At 72.5% G+C, this 18,087-nt stretch carries 15 protein-coding genes; 12 read left to right on the top strand and 3 right to left on the bottom strand.

The annotated features are described in order from the left end of the window. The first annotated feature begins 112 nt into the window (after positions 1-112). On the top strand, positions 113-688 hold the full coding sequence (locus AACH11_RS09985) for a hemerythrin domain-containing protein (protein ID WP_341374063.1): 576 nt from the start codon (positions 113-115) through the stop codon (positions 686-688). Positions 689-734: 46 nt separating this feature from the next. Here the strand turns inward: AACH11_RS09985 and AACH11_RS09980 are convergent, their stop codons facing one another. Next, positions 735-1,226 (bottom strand): Lrp/AsnC family transcriptional regulator, encoded by a 492-nt coding sequence (locus tag AACH11_RS09980; RefSeq protein ID WP_341374062.1) that lies wholly within the window; start codon positions 1,224-1,226, stop codon positions 735-737. Between the two features lie 191 nt (positions 1,227-1,417). Between AACH11_RS09980 and AACH11_RS09975 the strand changes: the two genes are divergently transcribed. The 10 genes from AACH11_RS09975 to AACH11_RS09930 all read left to right on the top strand — a co-directional run bounded on the left by AACH11_RS09975 (position 1,418) and on the right by AACH11_RS09930 (position 13,399). Continuing rightward, on the top strand, positions 1,418-2,239 hold the full coding sequence (locus AACH11_RS09975; protein ID WP_341374061.1) for a gamma-glutamyl-gamma-aminobutyrate hydrolase family protein: 822 nt from the start codon (positions 1,418-1,420) through the stop codon (positions 2,237-2,239). A 100-nt stretch (positions 2,240-2,339) separates the two neighbouring features. Then, positions 2,340-3,713: a glutamine synthetase family protein gene (locus tag AACH11_RS09970; RefSeq protein WP_341374060.1), complete on the top strand. Its 1,374-nt coding sequence runs from the start codon at positions 2,340-2,342 to the stop codon at positions 3,711-3,713. Between the two features lie 43 nt (positions 3,714-3,756). Further along, positions 3,757-5,142 (top strand): aspartate aminotransferase family protein, encoded by a 1,386-nt coding sequence (locus AACH11_RS09965; RefSeq protein ID WP_341374059.1) that lies wholly within the window; start codon positions 3,757-3,759, stop codon positions 5,140-5,142. A 180-nt stretch (positions 5,143-5,322) separates the two neighbouring features. Next, positions 5,323-6,468, top strand: a complete 1,146-nt coding sequence (locus AACH11_RS09960) for a polyamine ABC transporter substrate-binding protein (protein WP_341374058.1) — start codon at positions 5,323-5,325, stop codon at positions 6,466-6,468. A gap of 79 nt (positions 6,469-6,547) precedes the next feature. Further along, positions 6,548-7,636, top strand: coding sequence for an ABC transporter ATP-binding protein (locus AACH11_RS09955; RefSeq protein ID WP_341374057.1), 1,089 nt, complete (start codon positions 6,548-6,550; stop codon positions 7,634-7,636). Between the two features lie 20 nt (positions 7,637-7,656). Beyond that, on the top strand, positions 7,657-8,658 hold the full coding sequence (locus AACH11_RS09950; protein WP_341374056.1) for an ABC transporter permease subunit: 1,002 nt from the start codon (positions 7,657-7,659) through the stop codon (positions 8,656-8,658). After that, positions 8,655-9,524: an ABC transporter permease subunit gene (locus tag AACH11_RS09945; protein WP_341374055.1), complete on the top strand. Its 870-nt coding sequence runs from the start codon at positions 8,655-8,657 to the stop codon at positions 9,522-9,524. The genes AACH11_RS09950 and AACH11_RS09945 overlap by 4 nt, the downstream gene beginning before the upstream one ends. 176 nt (positions 9,525-9,700) lie before the next feature. Then, positions 9,701-11,212 carry an aldehyde dehydrogenase gene (locus AACH11_RS09940; protein ID WP_341374054.1) on the top strand — a complete coding sequence of 504 codons (1,512 nt, stop codon included), beginning with the start codon at positions 9,701-9,703 and terminating at the stop codon, positions 11,210-11,212. Between the two features lie 115 nt (positions 11,213-11,327). Further along, a complete protein-coding gene (locus AACH11_RS09935) occupies positions 11,328-12,227 on the top strand; it encodes a DMT family transporter (RefSeq protein ID WP_341374090.1) in 900 nt (299 codons plus the stop codon). Continuing rightward, complete coding sequence (locus tag AACH11_RS09930; protein WP_341374053.1) at positions 12,224-13,399, top strand: acyltransferase family protein; 1,176 nt, start codon at positions 12,224-12,226, stop codon at positions 13,397-13,399. The genes AACH11_RS09935 and AACH11_RS09930 overlap by 4 nt, the downstream gene beginning before the upstream one ends. A gap of 17 nt (positions 13,400-13,416) precedes the next feature. Here the strand turns inward: AACH11_RS09930 and dusA are convergent, their stop codons facing one another. Continuing rightward, positions 13,417-14,466 carry a tRNA dihydrouridine(20/20a) synthase DusA gene (gene dusA / locus AACH11_RS09925; RefSeq protein WP_341374052.1) on the bottom strand — a complete coding sequence of 350 codons (1,050 nt, stop codon included), beginning with the start codon at positions 14,464-14,466 and terminating at the stop codon, positions 13,417-13,419. Positions 14,467-14,492: 26 nt separating this feature from the next. After that, positions 14,493-15,410: an alpha/beta fold hydrolase gene (locus tag AACH11_RS09920; RefSeq protein ID WP_341374051.1), complete on the bottom strand. Its 918-nt coding sequence runs from the start codon at positions 15,408-15,410 to the stop codon at positions 14,493-14,495. Between the two features lie 282 nt (positions 15,411-15,692). Here AACH11_RS09920 and AACH11_RS09915 point away from each other — a divergent pair, with 282 nt between their 5' ends. Next, positions 15,693-18,080 carry a contractile injection system protein, VgrG/Pvc8 family gene (locus tag AACH11_RS09915; protein WP_341374050.1) on the top strand — a complete coding sequence of 796 codons (2,388 nt, stop codon included), beginning with the start codon at positions 15,693-15,695 and terminating at the stop codon, positions 18,078-18,080. Positions 18,081-18,087: the final 7 nt, after the last annotated feature.

Below are 18,087 nucleotides of genomic sequence, written 5' to 3'. Positions count from 1 at the left end.
GGCGGGCGGGCACCGGCGCCACCTGCGCCACACCTGCGCCACGCTTGATCCGCCGCAAGCCCCTGCCGGCAGGCGGGTTCAGACTCGGGTTCACCCTCACACGGAGACCGCGATGAACGCCCATGACAGTGCCGCCGACGTCCCCGCCACGACCCGCGTCGCCCGCCCGTCCCGCCCGCCGGTGCCCGCCCTGCCGGCACTCGACCAGCTGGACCGCACCCACCGCCAGATGCTGCAGACGCTCGAGCAGCTGGGCCAGCTCGTCGAGCACCTCGATGCGCACGGGGTGGACGCCACGGCCCGGGCCACCGCACGCACCATCTGCGCATTCTTCGCCGAACACGCGCGACGCCACCACGCGGACGAGGAGACGCTGGTCTTCCCGCTGCTGATCGCACGCCAGGACCCCGGCCTGACCCAGCACGTGCTGCGCCTGCAGCAGGACCACGGCTGGCTGGAGGAGGACTGGCTGGAACTGGCGCCGCAGCTGCAGGCCGTCGGCGAAGGCTACAGCTGGTACGAGATCGACGGCCTGCGCCATGGCGTGGGCGTGTTCACCGCGCTCTACCAGGAGCACATCGCGCTGGAGGAGTCGATGATCTACCCGGCCGCCCGGCGCGAGGCCGATGCCCAGGCGGCGGCCGACGCGGCCTCGCGGGCCGCCCGCCATGCGGATCTGACGGCCTGAATCCGGCGACGCCCGGCCCCGGGTGGGCGGGCGGTGCGCCGCCGGCTCAGCCCCCGGCCGACAAGGGCAGCGCCGTCGTGCGCTTGACGGTGCGCAGCACCAGCATCGAGTTCGAGCGCTCGACGCCCGGCAGCCGCATCAGCACCTGGGTGTGGAAGCGCTCCAGGTCCTCCGCATCGCGGTAGCTGAAGCGGATCAGGTAGTCGTTGCTGCCGGCCACGTAGAAGCAGTCCAGCACCTCGGGCTCGTCGCGCGCGGCCTGCTCGAAGGCCGCGATCATGCGGTCGTTCATCGTCTGCAGGTTGATGATGGCGAAGCAGGTGCCGTGCTGGCCGATGGCCTTGGCGTTCAGCAGCGCCACGTAGCGGTCGATCACGCCCGCGTCCTCCAGCGCCTTGACCCGCCGCAGACAGGCCGACGGCGACAGGTGCACCCGCTCGGCCAGCTCCACGTTGCTGAGCCGGCCGTCGGCCTGCAGTTCGGCCAGGATCAGGCGGTCGATCGCATCGAGTTGCGGCTTGCGGTCATCGGTTCGCATGTTGCTCCAGGAATCGGGGGCTGCTTCGCAGATTGTTGCGCAAGCCGGGGTCTGCCCGCAGCCGATGCGCACGCACATTGCGTGTCGGCCGCTCTAGACTGCAGCGGACGCGTGCGCTGTCCGGTCGCCGCCCGCCACGCCACCTGCGGTGGCCGCGACACGGGCCATGCGCCCCGACGGGAGTTCCTGAGATGAGTGAGCCTGAGGTTCCATCGGTCACGGCCGGCGTGCCGCCGACCGCGCGGGCGCCGGGTGCCGGCGCCCCGGTGGTGCTGGTGCCCGCCTGCCAGCGCCCCATCGGCGACCACGGCTTCCACGTCGCCGGCCGCAAGTACGTGGATGCGGTGCGGCTGGCCGGCGCGCTGCCGCTGGTGGTGCCGGCCGCCCATGCCGACGAGGTCGACGCCCTGCTGGCCCTGGCCGACGGCGTGCTGCTGACCGGCAGCAAGAGCAATGTCGATCCCGCCCTGTTCGGCGAGACCGTGCACGACGCCCGGCTGCCGCTGGACCCCGAGCGCGACGCCTGGACGCTGCCGCTGATCCGCCAGGCCATCGCCCGCGGCATCCCGCTGCTGGCGATCTGCCGCGGCCTGCAGGAGGCCAACGTGGCCCTCGGCGGCAGCCTGCACCAGGCGGTGCAGGCGGTCGGCCCCTACCACGACCACCGCAGCCGCGACGCCGACCCCACACCGGTGCAGTACGGCCCGGCCCATCCGGTCGAGGTGGTGCCCGGCGGCCTGCTGGCGTCCATCGTCGAGCGGCCGCGCTTCGAGGTCAATTCGCTGCACGGCCAGGGTGTGGCCCGGCTGGCACCGGGTCTGCGGGTCGAGGCCCGCGCGCCCGACGGCCTGGTCGAGGCCTTCTCGGTGGCCGAGGCCAAGGGCTTCAACCTGTGCGTGCAGTGGCACCCGGAATGGCAGGCCGCCGGCAATCCGGTGTCGATGCGCATCCTGCAGGCCTTCGGCGCGGCCTGCCGGCAGTACCGCCAGCGCCATCGCGCCCCGGTGCCCTAGCGCCACCCCGATTCGGTGCGGGCCGCCCGGCCTCGCCGCCCTGTCGCGGTGCGTGCGCACCGGATGCGGGCCAACGCCGGGTCCATGACACGGAGCACACATGAACCACTCCCGCCACGACCGATTCAACTTCGCCGAACTGGAGCACTGGCTCAACCAGCGCCGGGTCACCGAGATCGAATGCCTGGTGCCCGACCTCACCGGCGTGGCGCGCGGCAAGATCCTGCCGCGCGAGAAGTTCACCGAGGACCGCGGCATGCGCCTGCCCGAGGCCGTCGTCGGCATGGGCGTGACCGGTGAATTCCCGACCGAAGGGCCCTACTTCGACGTCATCCGGCCGACCGACCGCGACATGCACCTGCGGCCCGACCCGCGCACCGTCTGCATCGTGCCCTGGGCCAGCGACCCGACCGCCCAGGTGATCCACGACTGCTACGACGCCGAGGGCGTGCTGGTGCCCTTCGCCCCGCGCTCGGTGCTGCAGCGCATCTGCGACCTGTACGCCTCCCGCGGCTGGAAGCCGGTGGTCGCGCCCGAGCTGGAGTTCTACCTGGTCGCCCGCAACAGCGACCCCGACATGCCGCTGAAGCCGCCGATCGGCCGCAGCGGTCGCGCCGAGACCTCGCGCCAGGCCTACTCGATCGACGCCGTCAACGAGTTCGACCCGCTGTTCGAGGACGTCTACGACTACTGCGAGAAGATGGAGCTGAACGTCGACACGCTGATCCACGAGATCGGTGCCGGCCAGATGGAGATCAACTTCTTCCACGACCATCCGCTGCAGCTGGCCGACGAGGTCTTCCTGTTCAAGCGCACGCTGCGCGAGGCCGCGCTGCGCCACGACATGTACGCGACCTTCATGGCCAAGCCCATCGCCGGCGAGCCCGGCAGCGCCATGCACGTGCACCAGAGCATCGAGGAGGTGGGCACCGGCCGCAACATCTTCAGCAACCCCGACGGCACGCCCAGCCGCGAGTTCTACTGGTTCATCGGCGGCCTGCAGACCTACATCCCGGCGGCGATGGCGCTGTTCGCGCCCTACGTCAACAGCTACCGCCGTCTGGCGCGCTACACAGCCGCGCCGATCAACATCCAGTGGGGCACCGACAACCGCACCGTGGGCATCCGCAGCCCGGTGGCCGGCCCGGCCGCGCGCCGCATCGAGAACCGCGTGATCGGCGCCGATGCCAACCCCTACGTCGCGCTGGCGGCCACGCTGGCCTGCGGCTGGCTGGGCATCAGCAAGCAGATCGAGCCCTCGCCCGAGTGCAAGGGCGACGCCTACCTGAGCGACCGCCAGCTGCCGCCCAGCCTCGGCGAGGCCCTCGACAAGCTCAAGCGCGAGGACGACCTGCGCGAGGTGCTGGGCGACGCCTTCATCACCGTCTACACCGAGGTCAAGGAGGTCGAGTACGCGGAGTTCATGAAGGTGATCTCGCCCTGGGAGCGCGAGCACCTGCTGCTGCACGTCTGAACCCCGCGACCGCCATCCGACCGATCCGACCGGAGCTTTCCCCATGACCCGCACGACCCGAGAGTGGCAGGCGGCCGACGCCGCGCATTTCCTGCACCCGTTCACCGACTTCCAGGCCCTGGCGGCCAAGGGCTCGCGCATCATCACGCGCGGCGAGGGCATCCACATCTGGGACAGCGAGGGCCAGCAGATCCTCGACGCGATGAGCGGCCTGTGGTGCGTCAACGTCGGCTACGGCCAGCAGGCGCTGGTCGACGCGGCGACCGAGCAGATGCGCACGCTGCCGTTCTACAACAGCTTCTTCCAGACGGCCCATCCGGCGGCCATCGCGCTGGCCGAGACCCTGGCCGAGCTGGCACCGCCGGGCTTCCAGCACGTCTTCTACGGCAGCTCGGGCTCGGAGAGCAACGACACCGTGGTGCGCATGGTGCGCCGCTACTGGGACATCCAGGGCCAGCCGCAGCGCCAGATCCTCATCGGCCGCCACAACGGCTACCACGGCAGCACGATGGCCGGCGCCTCGCTGGGCGGCATGGCGGCCATGCACGCCCAGGGCGGGCTGCCGATCCCGGGCATCGCCCACATCGGCCAGCCGCACTGGCACGAGCACCACCGCACGCCGGGCACGCCCGAGGAGCGCGCGGCCTTCGGCCTGGAGGCCGCCGGCTGGCTGGAGGCGAAGATCCAGGAACTGGGCCCGGAGAACGTCGCCGCCTTCATCGGCGAGCCGGTGCAGGGAGCCGGCGGCGTCATCATCCCGCCGGCCACCTACTGGCCCGAGATCCAGCGCATCTGCGACCGCCACGGCATCCTGCTGGTCAGCGACGAGGTGATCTGCGGCTTCGGCCGCACCGGCCAGTGGTTCGGCTGCCAGACCTTCGGCGCGAAGCCCGACCTGATCACCTTCGCCAAGGGCGTGACCAGCGGCTACGTGCCACTCGGCGGGGTGCTGGTCGGCGAGCGGGTGGCGCGCGCGCTGATCGAGCGCGGCGGCGAGTTCGAGCACGGCTACACCTACAGCGGCCACCCGGTGGCCTGCGCGGTGGCACTGGCCAATCTGCGGCTGATCCGCGAGCGCGATCTGGTGCGCCAGGTGCGCGAGGACACCGGCCCGTATCTGGCCCAGGCCTATGCCGCGCTGGCCGACCATCCGCTGGTCGGCCATGCCGAGACCTGCGGCCTGATGGGCGCGCTCTGGCTGGTGCGCGACAAGGCCACGCTGCAGCCCTTCGGCCCCGAGGTCGGCATCGGCATGGCCTGCCGCGCCCACTGCTTCGGCAACGGGCTGATCATGCGTGCCGTCGGCGACCGCATGATCATCGCGCCGCCGCTGATCATCACCCGCGCGCAGATCGACGAGCTGGCCGCGCGCATCCGCCGCTGCCTGGACCTGACGCTGGAACAGGCACAGCGCAGCGGCTGGCTCTGACCGTGCGCCCCCGCGCCCTGGGTGCGGGTCTTGCTGGGGCCTGTGCCCGGGCCGGGTGCCGCCCGAGTTGTGGGTAGACTCCCGCCCGTCCCGACCGCGGCGGCCCGCCTGCCGGCACCCGCCCATCGATCGACCCTGAACCGTCCGCCCCCCCGGATCTGACCCACGGAGCCTGTCCTCATGATTCGCACGTCCGTCCTCTCCCCGATCGCCCGCGCCAGCCGCCGTGCGGCCCTGGCGGCCGGCCTGGCCGCTGCCGCCCTCGGCGCGGCCACCGGAGCGCAGGCCCAGTCGAACGTTCTCAACATCTACAACTGGGCGGATTACATCGCCGAGGACACGATCAAGAACTTCGAGAAAGAGACGGGCATCAAGGTCAAGTACGACAACTTCGACAGCAACGAGGCGCTGCACGCCAAGCTGGTCGCGGGCAAGACCGGCTACGACATCGTCGTGCCGGGTTCGCACTTCGCCAAGCTGCAGATCGAGGCCGGCCTGCTGCAGAAGCTCGACAAGTCCAAGATCCCGAACCTGGCCAACCTGGATCCGGGCATCCAGGCCCAGCTGGCCAAGGTCGATCCGGGCAACGACCATCTGGTCGACTGGATGTGGGGCTACACCACCGTCGGCATCAACCGCGACAAGGTCAAGGCCGCGCTCGGCGGCATGCCGATGCCCGACAACGCCTGGGACCTGGTCTTCAAGCCCGAGTACGTCTCCAAGCTGAAGTCCTGCGGCGTCGCCTTCCTGGACACCGCCTCCGAGATCATGCCGATCGCGCTGCACTACATCGGCAAGGACCCGCGCAGCAAGAACGCCGACGACTACAAGGCCGCCGGCGAGATGCTCAAGGCCGTGCGCCCCTCGGTCACGCGCTTCGTGGCCTCGGGCTCGGACTACATCGACCAGATGGCCAAGGGCCAGATCTGCGCGGTGGTGGGCTGGTCGGGCGACATCATGATCGCCAAGGACAAGTCGGCCAAGGCCAAGAAGCCGCAGGCGCTGGAAGTGCTGCTGCCCAAGAGCGGCGGCCTGCTGTTCTTCGACACCATGGCCATCCCCAAGGACGCCAAGAACGTCGAGAACGCCTACAAGTGGATCAACTACATCCTGAAGCCCGAGGTGCACGCGTCGCTGACCAACACGGTCTTCTACGCCAACCCGAACAAGGCCTCGCTGAAGTTCGTCAACCCGGTGCTGGCCAAGGACGCGGCGGTGTTCCCGTCGGCCGAGGCGCTGTCCACCATGATCGCCCCGGGCACGCCTGACCAGGCCACGCTCAAGCTGATCACGCGCACCTTCACCAACTTCAAGACCAAGCGCTGATCCCCGAAGACGGCGTGCGCGGTCGGGGTCCGATGCCCGGCGGCGCGCGCCGTTCGTTCTTTCTGCTCTGGAAGTACGCATGGCCGCCTTTCTCGCGATCCAGGACGTCGTCAAGGATTTCTCCGGCGTCAAGGCCGTCAACCATGTCAGCCTGGACATCGAGCGCGGCGAGATCTTCGCGCTGCTGGGCTCGTCCGGTTGCGGCAAGACCACCCTGCTGCGCATGCTGGCCGGCTTCGAGACGCCGAGCTCGGGCCGCATCGTGCTGGACGGCCAGGACCTGGCCACGATGGAGCCCTACAGCCGGCCCATCAACATGATGTTCCAGTCCTACGCGCTGTTCCCGCACCTGACGGTCGAGGACAACATCGCGTTCGGCCTGAAGCGCGAGGGCCTGCCGCGCGAGCAGATCCGCCAGCGCGTCGAGGACATGCTCAGGCTGGTGCAGCTGGGCAAGTTCGCGCAGCGCAAGCCGCACCAGCTGTCCGGCGGCCAGCAGCAGCGCGTCGCGCTGGCGCGCAGCCTGGCCAAGCGGCCCCAGCTGCTGCTGCTCGACGAGCCGCTGGGCGCGCTCGACAAGAAGCTGCGCGAGGAGACCCAGATCGAGTTGAAGCGCATCGTCGCCGACGTCGGCGTCACCTGCGTGATGGTGACCCACGACCAGGAGGAGGCGATGACGATGGCCTCGCGCATCGCCGTGATGAGCGAGGGCCGCATCCTGCAGGTCGGCGCACCGGCCGAGGTCTACGAGACACCGGCCACCCGCTTCGTCGCCGACTTCATCGGCAACGTCAACCTGATGGACGGCACGCTGGCCGTCGACGAGAGCGACCACTGCGTGATCGACTGCCCGGACTGCCGCCACTACGTCGGCCACGGCATCACCGGCACGCAGGGCATGCCGGTGGCCGTCGCGCTGCGGCCCGAGAAGATCCATCTGCAGCGCCACGCCCCCGCGCACGAGGGCGAGTTCAACCGGGCGCAGGGCACCGTCAAGGCGCTGTCGTACTTCGGCAGCTTCACCGTCTACCACCTGGCCCTGGCCAGCGGCGCGACGCTGAAGATCACCGCCCCCAACACCCAGCGCCACCGCGACGACGAGCTGCAGGTCGGTGACACCGCCTGGGCGCACTGGGCACGCAATGCCCACGTCGTGCTGACGCAGTGAACGCGACCCGGAGCCCCGCGATGTCCGCCCCCGCCCTCCCGTCGCCGTCCCGTCCGGGTGCGGCCGCCCCGCGGCCCACCGGCCTGGCCGCCGTGCGCGCCCGCTTGGGCGCGCTGGCGCGCGGCCGCAGCCTGGTCATCGGCATCCCCTATGCGTGGCTGCTGCTGTTCTTCGCCGCGCCCTTCCTGATCATCCTGACCTACAGCCTGGCCGAGATGGGCACGGTGCGCCCGGAGCCGCTGCTCAAGGTCGAGGACGAGGTGCTGACGCTGACGCTGCGGCTGCAGAACTACCTCACCCTGCTGACCGATGATCTGTACTTCGACGCCTACCTGTCGAGCCTGAAGTACGCGGCCACGGCCACGCTGATCTGCCTGCTGATCGGCTACCCGATGGCCTACTTCATGGCGCGCGCCAAGGCCGCCGTGCAGCCGGCACTGCTGATGGCGGTGATGCTGCCGTTCTGGACCTCGTTCCTGCTGCGCGTCTACGCCTGGAAGGGCCTGCTCGACGAGGGCGGGCTGATCGACCGCGCGCTCGATGCCGCCGGCCTGGGCGCAGCGATGGCCGCGCTCGGCTGGATCGAGACCCCGGGCACCTACCTCTACACGCCGTTCTCGATGGTGCTGGGCATGGTCTACACCTACCTGCCCTTCATGGTGCTGCCGCTCTACAGCACGCTGGCCAAGATGGACCTGCGCCTGCTGGAGGCCGCCGCCGATCTCGGCGCCAACCGCTTCACCGCCTTCTGGCTGGTGACGGTGCCGCTGAGCCGCGCCGGCATCCTGGCCGGCTCGATGCTGGTGTTCATCCCCTGCATCGGCGAGTTCGTCATCCCCGAGCTGCTCGGCGGGCCGGACTCGCTGATGATCGGCCGCGTGCTGTGGTCGGAGTTCTTCAGCAACAACGACTGGACCATGGCCTCGACCGTGGCCGTGGTGCTGATCCTGCTGATCGTCGTCCCGCTGGCGCTGCACAGCCGGGCCCAGGCCGCCCAGGCGGCCCATGGAGGCCGTCGATGAACGCACTCGTGCGCCTGCTGACCAGCGCCACCGCGGCGCGCGCCTTCGGCCGCGGCTGGCTGCTGCTGGCCTTCGGCTTCCTGTACGTGCCGATCATCGCGCTCGTCGTGTTCTCGTTCAACGACTCGCCGATGCTGACCCACTGGGGCGGCTTCACCACCCGGTGGTACGCGCAGCTGACCCAGGACCGCGACCTGATCGAGGCGCTGTGGCTGTCGCTGCAGATCGCCTTCCTGTCGGCCTGCGGCGCGGTGGTGCTGGGCACGCTCAGCGCGTTCACGCTGGTCAAGTACAAGCGCTTCCCGGGCCGCACGCTGTTCTCGGGCATGACCAGCGCGCCGCTGGTGATGCCCGAGGTGATCCTGGGGCTGTCGCTGCTGCTGCTGCTGGTGGCGCTGCAGGGCCTGACCGACTCGCCGCTGTTCGACCGCGGCCTGACGGCGATCTGGCTCGGCCACATGCTGCTGTGCACCGCCTACGCGACGGTGGTGATCCAGGCCCGGCTGGGCGAGCTGAACCCGCAGCTGGAGGAAGCCGCGATGGATCTGGGCGCGCGCCCGGGCCAGGTCTTCTTCCTGGTGACGCTGCCGATGATCGGCCAGGCGCTCGCCTCGGCATGGCTGCTGGCCTTCAGCCTGTCGCTGGACGACGTGGTGATCTCGGCCTTCCTGTCGGGCCCGGGCTCCACCACGCTGCCGCTGGTGATCTTCTCGCGCGCCCGCCTGGGCCTGAACCCGGGCATCAACGCGGTGGCCACCGTGGTCATCGCCGTCGTCGCCATCGCGATCACGCTCGGCAGCCTGTGGCTGGCACGCGCCGAGCGCCGCCGCGCCGCCGAGATCAGCGCCGCCCAACGCGGCAGCTGAGCGCACCGTCGGGCCCGGCCGCCAGCCGCCATAGCCGCCGGACGCCGGCCGCCGCGGCCCGGTGCGCGGCCGCCCCCCTCGCACCTGGGGGGTGTGGCGGCCGGCGGCGACCCGCGGACGCGGGATGGCCGCTCGCTCGCTAACATAGGGATTCACTCTCCCTGGAGCCCCCGTCCATGACCGACCGCGCCGCCCCTGCCTCCCCCCCCGACTGGCACGCCCGCGCGGCCGGGCTGCAGGTCGATGGCCGCGCCGTGATCGACGGCCAGCGCCAGGATGCGGCCGACGGCGCCACCTTCGACAAGCACTCGCCGATCGACGGCCGCCGCCTGGGCGCCATCGCCCGCGGCCAGGCCGCCGACATCGACGCGGCGGTGCGCGCCGCGCGCCGGGCCTTCGACGACGGCCGCTGGTCGCGCCAGGCGCCGGCCGCGCGCAAGCAGGTGATGCAGCGCTTCTCGGCCGCGGTGCTGGCCGCCGCCGACGAGCTCGCGCTGCTGGAGACGCTGGACATGGGCAAGCCGATCGCCCATGCGCTGGCCGTCGACATCGCCTCGACCGCCCGCACGCTGGCCTGGTACGGCGAGGCGATCGACAAGATCTACGACGAGATCGCGCCCACGCCGCGCCAGGCGCTGGCGCTGATCACGCGCGAGCCGGTGGGCGTGGTCGGCGCCATCGTGCCCTGGAACTACCCGCTGATCATGACGGCCTGGAAGCTGGGCCCGGCGCTGGCCGCCGGCAACTCGGTGGTGCTCAAGCCGAGCGAGAAGTCGCCCTTGAGCGCGCTGCGCCTGGCCGAGATCGCGCTGGAGGCCGGGCTGCCACCGGGCGTGCTCAACGTGGTGCCGGGCTACGGCCACGAGGCCGGCGAGGCGCTGGCCCTGCACATGGACGTCGATGCGCTGGGCTTCACCGGCAGCACCCGCACCGGCCGCCGCATGCTGGCCTATGCCAGCCAGAGCAACCTCAAGCGCGTCTACAACGAGCTCGGCGGCAAGTCCGCCTTCCTCGTCTTCGACGACTGCCGTGACCTCGACCGCGCCGCCCACACCGTGGCCGACAGCGTGTTCTTCAACCAGGGCGAGAGCTGCAACGCGCCCAGCCGGGTGCTGGTGCAACGCGGCATCGCCGACGCGCTGGCCGAGCGCATCACCGCACGCGCCGCGCGCTGGCAGCCGGGCGATCCGCTCGATCCGCGCACCCGGATGGGGGCGGTGGTCGACGCCGGCCAGCTGCGCACGGTGCTCGGCTACATCGACGCCGGCCAGGCCCAGGGCGCCCGGCTGCTGAGCGGCGGCCGGCAGGCCCGCACCGAGACCGGCGGCTGCTATGTCGAGCCCACCGTCTTCGCCGGCGTCCACAACCGCATGACCATTGCGCAGGAGGAGATCTTCGGCCCGGTCATCTCCATCATCCCCTTCGACGACGAGGCCGACGCCATCGCCCAGGCCAACGACAGCGTCTACGGCCTGCAGGCCGCCGTCTGGAGCGGCGGCCTGGACCGTGCCCACCGCGTGGCCCGCGCGCTCAAGGCCGGCACCGTCCACGTCAACCAGTACGACGAGGACGACATCACCGTGCCCTTCGGCGGCGTCAAGCAGAGCGGCAACGGCCGCGACAAGAGCCTGCACGCCTTCGACAAGGTGACCGAGCTGAAGACCACCTGGATCCGCATCGATGACTGAGCCCGCGGCGGCGGCCCGGTCGCACGGCCCGACGGCGGCGGCCGGGGTGGGCGCGGCAGCCGGGGCCGGCGGCAGCGCCCTGCCCTGGCTGGCCTACGGCAGCCTGGCGGCCTCGATGACGCTGGTCGGCAGCTATGTCGGCCTGTCGCGCCTGCTGGTGGCGGTGTTCCCGGTCTTCCTGCTGGCCTGGCTGCGCTTCGGCATCGCGGCCGTGGCCATGGGCCCCTGGCTGCGGCGCGGTGCCGACGAGCCGCGGCTGGACGTCCCGACCCAGCGCCTGCTGTTCCTCGAAAGCCTGCTGGGCAACTTCCTGTTCTCGGTCTTCATGCTCTACGGCGTGGCGATGACCTCGGCCGTGGCCGCGGGCGTGACGATGTCGGGCATCCCGGCGGCGGTCGCGCTGATGTCGCGCGTCTTCCTTGGCGAGCGGCTGAACGGGCGCATCGTGGCGGCCATCGGCTGTGCGGTGGGCGGCATGGCGCTGCTGGCCCTGGCCCGGACACCCGGTGACGGCGCGGCCGCCGGCCACACCGCCGCTGCAGCGGCCGGGCCCGTCTGGCTGGGCCAGCTGCTGCTGGTGGCGGCGATGCTGTGCGAGGCCTCCTACGTGGTCATCGGCAAGCGGCTGACCAGTGCGGGGATCGCGCCACGCCGCATCAGCGCGCTGATCAACCTCTGGGGCCTGGCCCTGGTGACGCCGCTGGGGCTGTGGCAGGCCTGGCACTTCGACTTCAGCCAGGTCCGGCTGCCGACCTGGGGCCTGCTGCTGTTCTACGCGCTGGCCGCCAGCATGTGGACGGTCTGGCTGTGGATGCGCGGCCTGCAGCGGGTGCCGGCGCAGAAGGCCGGCGTGTTCACCGTGATGCTGCCGGTCAGTGCCGCCACCGTCGGCGTGCTGGCGCTGGGCGAGCCTTTCGGCGGCGGGCATCTGGCGGCGCTCGGCCTGTCGCTGGCCGGCCTGCTGCTGGCGACCTGGCCGGCATCGCCCAAGGATCGGCCGGACCCGCGGGCATGAGCCTGCGAGCGCCAGCGCCGGACCGGAACCCCGCCCAGGCCGCGACGACGGCCTGCGACGACGCGCCCTCGGGCACGGCCGGTCCGGCGGGCTCGCCAGACGCCGGGACGGCCCCGCGCCAACCGGCCCTCGACGGCTGGCGGGCGATCAGCATCCTGGCCGTGCTGGCGGCCCACCTGCTGCCGCTGGGGCCGGCCCGCTGGCAGCTCAACGTGGGGGCCGGCCTGTTCGGCATGGCCCTGTTCTTCATCCTGTCGGGTTACCTGATCACCTCGGCCCTGCTGCGCGGCCAGGGCCTGCGGCGCTTCCTGCTGCTGCGCGCCACCCGGGTGCTGCCGCTGGCCTGGCTGTGCATCGTGGTCGGCCTGGCCTGGCAGGGCGCACCGGCATCCACCTGGTGGCGCCATCTGCTGTTCGTCGCCAACCTGCCGCCGCAGGATCTGTGGCCGGCCACCGCCCACCTGTGGAGCCTGTGCGTGGAGCTGCAGTTCTACGTCGGCGTCGCGCTGCTGGTGCTGCTGGGCGGGCGGCGCGCGCTGTGGCTGCTGCCGCTGCTGGGCCTGGCCTCGACCTTGGCGCGCATCGTGCTGGACCAGCCGTTCCAGAGCACCACCCACACCCGGGCCGACGAGGTCCTGGCCGGCGCCACCCTGGCGCTGTGGCTGCAACGCGCACCGCTGGCCGAGGTCTCGGCGACGGCGGCCGGGCTGCCGGGCGTCGTGCGGACCCCGGTCGCCAGCCGGCCCCTGCGGCTGGCCGTCGCCGCCCTCGGCCATGTCAATCCACTGTGCTGGCTGGCCCTGTTGCTGGCGTGCTGCCTGCCGGCGCTGGAGGCCGCGACCCATGCGCGGGCCTGGGTCGCGATGCTGCTGATCGGCAGCACGCTGGTCCAGGCCCGCCATCCCTTGAGCCGGGCGCTGGAGCGGCCGCTGCTGGCCCATGTGGCGCGCCTGTCCTATGCGCTCTACCTGGTCCACCCGCTGCTGGCCCATGGCTGGCTGGGCAGCGGCTCGACGCTGGAACGCTACCTGAAGCGGCCGCTGCTGCTGGCCGTGGCCTGGCTGCTGGCCGAGGCCAGCCATCGCGGCCTGGAGCGGCCGATGATGCGCTGGGCCCGCCGCCGCTCGGCGGCCTGGACGGCGCCCCCCGCAGCCGCCCGGGCGGCAGGCTGACGGCCCTGGGCCGTGGATCAGGCCTCGTCGACGGTCGAGGCGGCCGGACGCGCCGCCAGCCGCGCCTGCAAGGCGGCCGCGGCCACCTCGTCCACCGGCCGCCCCTTGAGCCGGTGATCGCTCCAGACCCGGCGCCAGGCGCGCGCGCCCGGGCGGCCGTTCCACAGGCCCAGGATGTGCGTCGCCGCCCAGGCCCAGGGCAGCTGGTGCGCGGCCTGCTGGGCGCGGATGTAGTCGACCATGCGCCGCTCGATGTCCAGCCGCCAGGCGTCGCCGGCCTCGCCGGCCAGATCGGGCGCCGTGCCCTGGCCCCAGTAGCGCGCGTCCCAGTCGGCCATCAGCACCGGATCGTGGTAGCTGGCGCGGCCGACCATCACGCCGTCGACCGCGGCCAGTTCGGCGTCGATCTGGGCGTTGGCGGTGATGCCGCCGTTGATGGCGATCGTGAACTGCGGGAACTCGCTCTTGAGGCGGTGCACGATGTCGTAGCGCAGCGGCGGGATCTCGCGGTTGTCCTTCGGCGACAGGCCCTGCAGCCAGGCATTGCGCGCATGGACGATGAAGACGGTGCACCCGCCCTCGGCCACGGTGGCGATGAAGTCGCGCACGAACTCGTAGCGCTCGATCCGGTCGATGCCGATGCGGTGCTTGACCGTCACCGGAATCGCGTCGCCGACCGCGTCGCGCATGGCCTTGACGCCGTCGCGCACCAGCGCGGCCTCGTTCATCAGGCAGGCCCCGAAGGCGCCCTTCTGCACCCGCTCGCTGGGGCAGCCGCAGTTCAGGTTGATCTCGTCGTAGCCCCACTGCACGGCCAGCTTCGCGGCCACGGCCATCTCGTCGGGCTCGCTGCCGCCGATCTGCAGCGCGGTCGGGCGCTCGCCGTCGGCATCGTGGGCCAGGTGCTTGGGCACGTCGCCGTGCACCAGCGCGCCGGTGGTCACCATCTCGGTGTAGAGCCGGGTGTGGCGGGTGATCAGGCGGTGGAAATGGCGGCAGTGGCGGTCGGTCCACGCCATCATCGGCGCGACGGACAGGCGCCAGGGGCTGGGGTCGGGGCCCGGCATCGGGGCCGGCACAGGATGCGTTGCGGTCACCCGGCGATTATCGGCGCGCCGCCGGCGGCCATCGTCTCCAGCAGCTCGGCGGCCAGTCGCGGCAGCAGGGCCGGCGGCAGATCGTGGCCCATGCCCTCGATCAGGCTGAAGGCGGCACGCGGCAGATGGCGCACCAGATCGCGACCATGGGCCGGCGGCAGCAGCGGATCGGCGGCGCCGTGGATCACGTGCTGCGGCCAGGGCTGGGCCGCGATGCGGCGCAGCAGCGGCGCGCGGTCCCCGTCGGCGGCCACCGCCAGCAGCTGGCGCACCGTGCCATCGGGCCGCCAGGCGCGGCGGAAGGCCTCGCGCTGGCGTTCGAGCAGCGCGGCCTCGTCGATGCGCCAGGGCGGCTGGCTGCCGATGGCCCGGTGCACGCGCATCAGATAGGGCAGCACCGCGGCCTCGTCGTTGCGGCGCGGCCGTTGCAGCATCGTCCACTGCGCCCCGAGCGAGGGCTGGGGCAGATCGCGGGCGCCGCGCGTGCTCATCAGCAGCACCAGGCTGGCCACCCGCTGCGGAGACGTGGCCGCCAGATGCTGGGCGATCATGCCGCCCATCGAGGCGCCGCAGACATGGACGCGCGGGATCCGCAGCGCATCGAGCACGCCGAGCACGTCGGCGGCCATGTCGCTCAGACCGTAGGGCAGGCCCCGCAGCGGCAGATGCAGCTGCTGGCGCAGTCCGGCGCGCCACAGGCTGGGCACGCCGGCCTCGTCGAAGCCCTGGCTGAGGCCGGCATCGCGGTTGTCCAGCCGCAGCACCCGCACGCCGGCCGCGCACAGCCGGTCGACCAGCGGCTGCGGCCAGCCGACCAGCTGCATGCCCAGGCCCATGATCAGCAGCAGCACCGGGCCGTCGGGCGGCCCCTGTTCGTCGACCTCGATCCGGATGCCGTTGGCGCGCAGCTGCATGGCGCGGATTGTGGCCCGCGGCGCAACCCGACCCGCCGGGCCGCGCGGCACCCCGTGTTCCGGGGGGATGGCGACCCGCCACCGCCCCCGGGGCGCCGCCCGGCGACGGCCGAACCTGCGCGGACGCACATCTGCCTGCGCACGACGCCGCAACAAGGGTGTCCGGCAGCTGCCAGGCAGGCGCTGCAACCTGCACAATCGGCAGATGCACACTTGGTTGCATGTGCTGGCACCTGCCGGCGGTCTGTCCTGTCGTCCAAGCGGGCCCTGCCCGTCCCCGTTGTGAGTCTTCCCGACGATCGCGTCCTGCTGCGCACCGCCCTGCCCGAAGGCCGCCTGCATCTGCAGGCCGTGCGTGGCCACGAGGCGCTCGGCCGCCTGTTCGAATACCAGCTGAGCGTGCGGGTCGACCAGCGGGGCATCGACGTCGGCCGGCTGCTGGGCACCCGTGCCGGGCTGGAGATCGGCCTGCCCGCCGGCCGGGTGCGCCACATCGACGGCCTGGTGACGGCGGTCGAGCTCGACGACGCCGACGCCGATGGCCGCCTGCTCTACCGCATCGAGCTGCGCCCGTGGCTGTGGCAGCTGCAGTGGCGCAGCGACAGCCGCGCCTTCCAGCAGCTGACGCTCATCGAGATCCTGCGCCAGGTCTTCCGGCCCTACGCCCATGACGTGTCGGTGGAAACGAGCGCCCGCTTCGAGCCCATCGCCCACTGCCTGCAGTGGCGCGAGACCGATCTGGCCTTCGTGCTGCGCCTGCTCGCCGGCCACGGCCTCTACCACTACTTCCGCCACGCCCAGGGCCGCCACACGCTGGTGCTGGTCGATGCCCCGACCGCCCACCGCATCCTGCCCGGCGGTGCGCTGCTGCACTGGGGCCATGCCAGCCCGGTGCCGCCCGGGGCCACGCTGGTGCGGCGCTGGCGCGCGCGCACGATGCTGACCGGCGGCAACCTGTCGCCGAGCCGGCCGACCGCCCAGGCCGACCTGCCCGAGACCCATGTCGAAGGGCGCAGCGGCAGCCGCGGCCTGGCGCCGGGTCACCGCTTCGCGCTGCGGGGCCATCCGCTGCCGGTGCACAACGTCGACCACCTGGTGGTCTCGGCCCAGCTGACGCTGCAGCGGCTCGATGCCGACGATGCCACCGCCCCACAGGCCGGCCGGGGGGCGTCGGTGGCGGCCGGTCTGCAGCCGACCTCGCCCACCGCACCCGCGGGTGCCGATGCCGAGGTCGACGTCGATACCGACACCGAGCTGCGCACCGCCGACCGGCTGCAGCTGCGGCAGGCCCGCTGGCAGTCGGACTGCGGCTTCATCGCGATCGCCGCCAGCCAGCCCTATCCACTGCCCGCGCCGGCCCCGGCGCCGTGGGCCGGCCGCCTGGTGAGCGCCCGCGTGGCCAGCGTGGCGCCCGGGGTGGCGGTGCCCGACGCGCAAGGCCGCCTGCCGCTGGTGTTCGATGCACCGGAGCGCGGCGGCCGCGGCATGGCCGCCGAGCCGTCCGGCGCCCCGTCCGTCACCACGGCCAACGGCGCCACGGCCAGCGGTGCGGCGACCAGCCGGACGGCCGATGCCGGCGACGCCCGCGGCGATGGCGGCACGCCCGCACCGGCCGAACGCCCGCTGTGGTGGGTGCCCCTGTCACGGCAGGCCGCCGCCTTGCTGGCCGCCCCGCTGTGGCCGGACAGCTCGTCGGACGGCGCACCAGACACCTCGCCCGCCACCGCCGCCACCGGCCCGCACACCGCCGAGGCCCGGGCCCGCAGCCTGGCGGGCGCCAGCGTGCGCGTGGAATTCGCCGACGAGCCGGGGCGGCAGCCCTGGATCACCGGCTGGCTCACCCCGCTCGACACCACGCCCCCCGGATCGATGGCCACGGCCCGCCCGCCGCAGGACGCCCGGATGCCGGCGCAGACCTCCCCCCTGTCGCAGGGCGTGACCGACAGCGGCCCGCCGACGGCCCAGGCACCGCGGGATCTTCCGGCGGTGCATCCCCCCGCATCCACCAACACCAGCACCCACATCAGCGCCAGCACCGAGCGCCCGGTGCCGGCCGCCGACGCCGCGCTGCGGCTGCGCCCGACCGCAGGGGCCGGGCGCCAGCTGTGGCTGGAGGCCCAGCAGGATCTGCACGCCCACGTGCCGCGCGACCATTGGCAGGTGGTGGCCGGCCAGGTCGTGCACCACGTCGGCGGCGTGCTGCACGAGGACCTGCGCGGCGGCGTCCACAGCCACATCCACGGGCCGGTGCGGCGCGAGGTGCACGGCGAGCTGCACCTGCGCCAGGCCGCCGACGTCCGCGTCCAGGTCGATGGCCAGACCGATCTGCTGCTGGGCGACCTGCAACTGGCCACCGATGGCGGGCTGTCGCTGCGCAGCACCGGCCCGGTCAGCCTGCACGGCCGGGACAACCTGGCCGCGCGCGCCGACGGCGCGCTGCACCTGCACAGTGGCGGCCATCTGGTGATCGAGGCGGGCACGCTGCTGACGCTGCGCTGCGGTGACGCCAGCCTGATGATCGGCCCGCAGGACGTGACGATCAACGGCCAGCGCGTCAGCCTGGACGGCGGCGGCGTACCCGCCGACGCCCTGCGCCTGCCGACCCGCCAACCCGTGGCCCCCCTGGCCCCGCAGCGTCCGCCGAGCGCGCCGCTGCCTCCCCTGGACTGAAGCCGCC

Source organism: Pseudaquabacterium rugosum, assembly GCF_038066575.1.
GTDB lineage: Bacteria > Pseudomonadota > Gammaproteobacteria > Burkholderiales > Burkholderiaceae_C > Pseudaquabacterium > Pseudaquabacterium rugosum.
Note: the sequence above shows the minus strand (reverse complement) of the source record. Positions and strands in the feature narration are given on the sequence as shown.

What these genes read in the sequence shown, in the direction of transcription:
- AACH11_RS09950 (WP_341374056.1), top strand. Translation starts at nt 7,657, where the DNA reads ATGTCCGCCCCCGCCCTCCCGTCGCCGTCCCGTCCGGGTGCGGCCGCC.
- AACH11_RS09965 (WP_341374059.1), top strand. Translation starts at nt 3,757, where the DNA reads ATGACCCGCACGACCCGAGAGTGGCAGGCGGCCGACGCCGCGCATTTC.
- AACH11_RS09935 (WP_341374090.1), top strand. Translation starts at nt 11,328, where the DNA reads ATGACGCTGGTCGGCAGCTATGTCGGCCTGTCGCGCCTGCTGGTGGCG.
- AACH11_RS09940 (WP_341374054.1), top strand. Translation starts at nt 9,701, where the DNA reads ATGACCGACCGCGCCGCCCCTGCCTCCCCCCCCGACTGGCACGCCCGC.
- dusA (WP_341374052.1), bottom strand. Translation starts at nt 14,466, where the DNA reads ATGCCGGGCCCCGACCCCAGCCCCTGGCGCCTGTCCGTCGCGCCGATG.
- AACH11_RS09970 (WP_341374060.1), top strand. Translation starts at nt 2,340, where the DNA reads ATGAACCACTCCCGCCACGACCGATTCAACTTCGCCGAACTGGAGCAC.
- AACH11_RS09985 (WP_341374063.1), top strand. Translation starts at nt 113, where the DNA reads ATGAACGCCCATGACAGTGCCGCCGACGTCCCCGCCACGACCCGCGTC.
- AACH11_RS09930 (WP_341374053.1), top strand. Translation starts at nt 12,224, where the DNA reads ATGAGCCTGCGAGCGCCAGCGCCGGACCGGAACCCCGCCCAGGCCGCG.
- AACH11_RS09945 (WP_341374055.1), top strand. Translation starts at nt 8,655, where the DNA reads ATGAACGCACTCGTGCGCCTGCTGACCAGCGCCACCGCGGCGCGCGCC.
- AACH11_RS09920 (WP_341374051.1), bottom strand. Translation starts at nt 15,410, where the DNA reads ATGCAGCTGCGCGCCAACGGCATCCGGATCGAGGTCGACGAACAGGGG.
- AACH11_RS09955 (WP_341374057.1), top strand. Translation starts at nt 6,548, where the DNA reads ATGGCCGCCTTTCTCGCGATCCAGGACGTCGTCAAGGATTTCTCCGGC.
- AACH11_RS09960 (WP_341374058.1), top strand. Translation starts at nt 5,323, where the DNA reads ATGATTCGCACGTCCGTCCTCTCCCCGATCGCCCGCGCCAGCCGCCGT.
- AACH11_RS09975 (WP_341374061.1), top strand. Translation starts at nt 1,418, where the DNA reads ATGAGTGAGCCTGAGGTTCCATCGGTCACGGCCGGCGTGCCGCCGACC.
- AACH11_RS09980 (WP_341374062.1), bottom strand. Translation starts at nt 1,226, where the DNA reads ATGCGAACCGATGACCGCAAGCCGCAACTCGATGCGATCGACCGCCTG.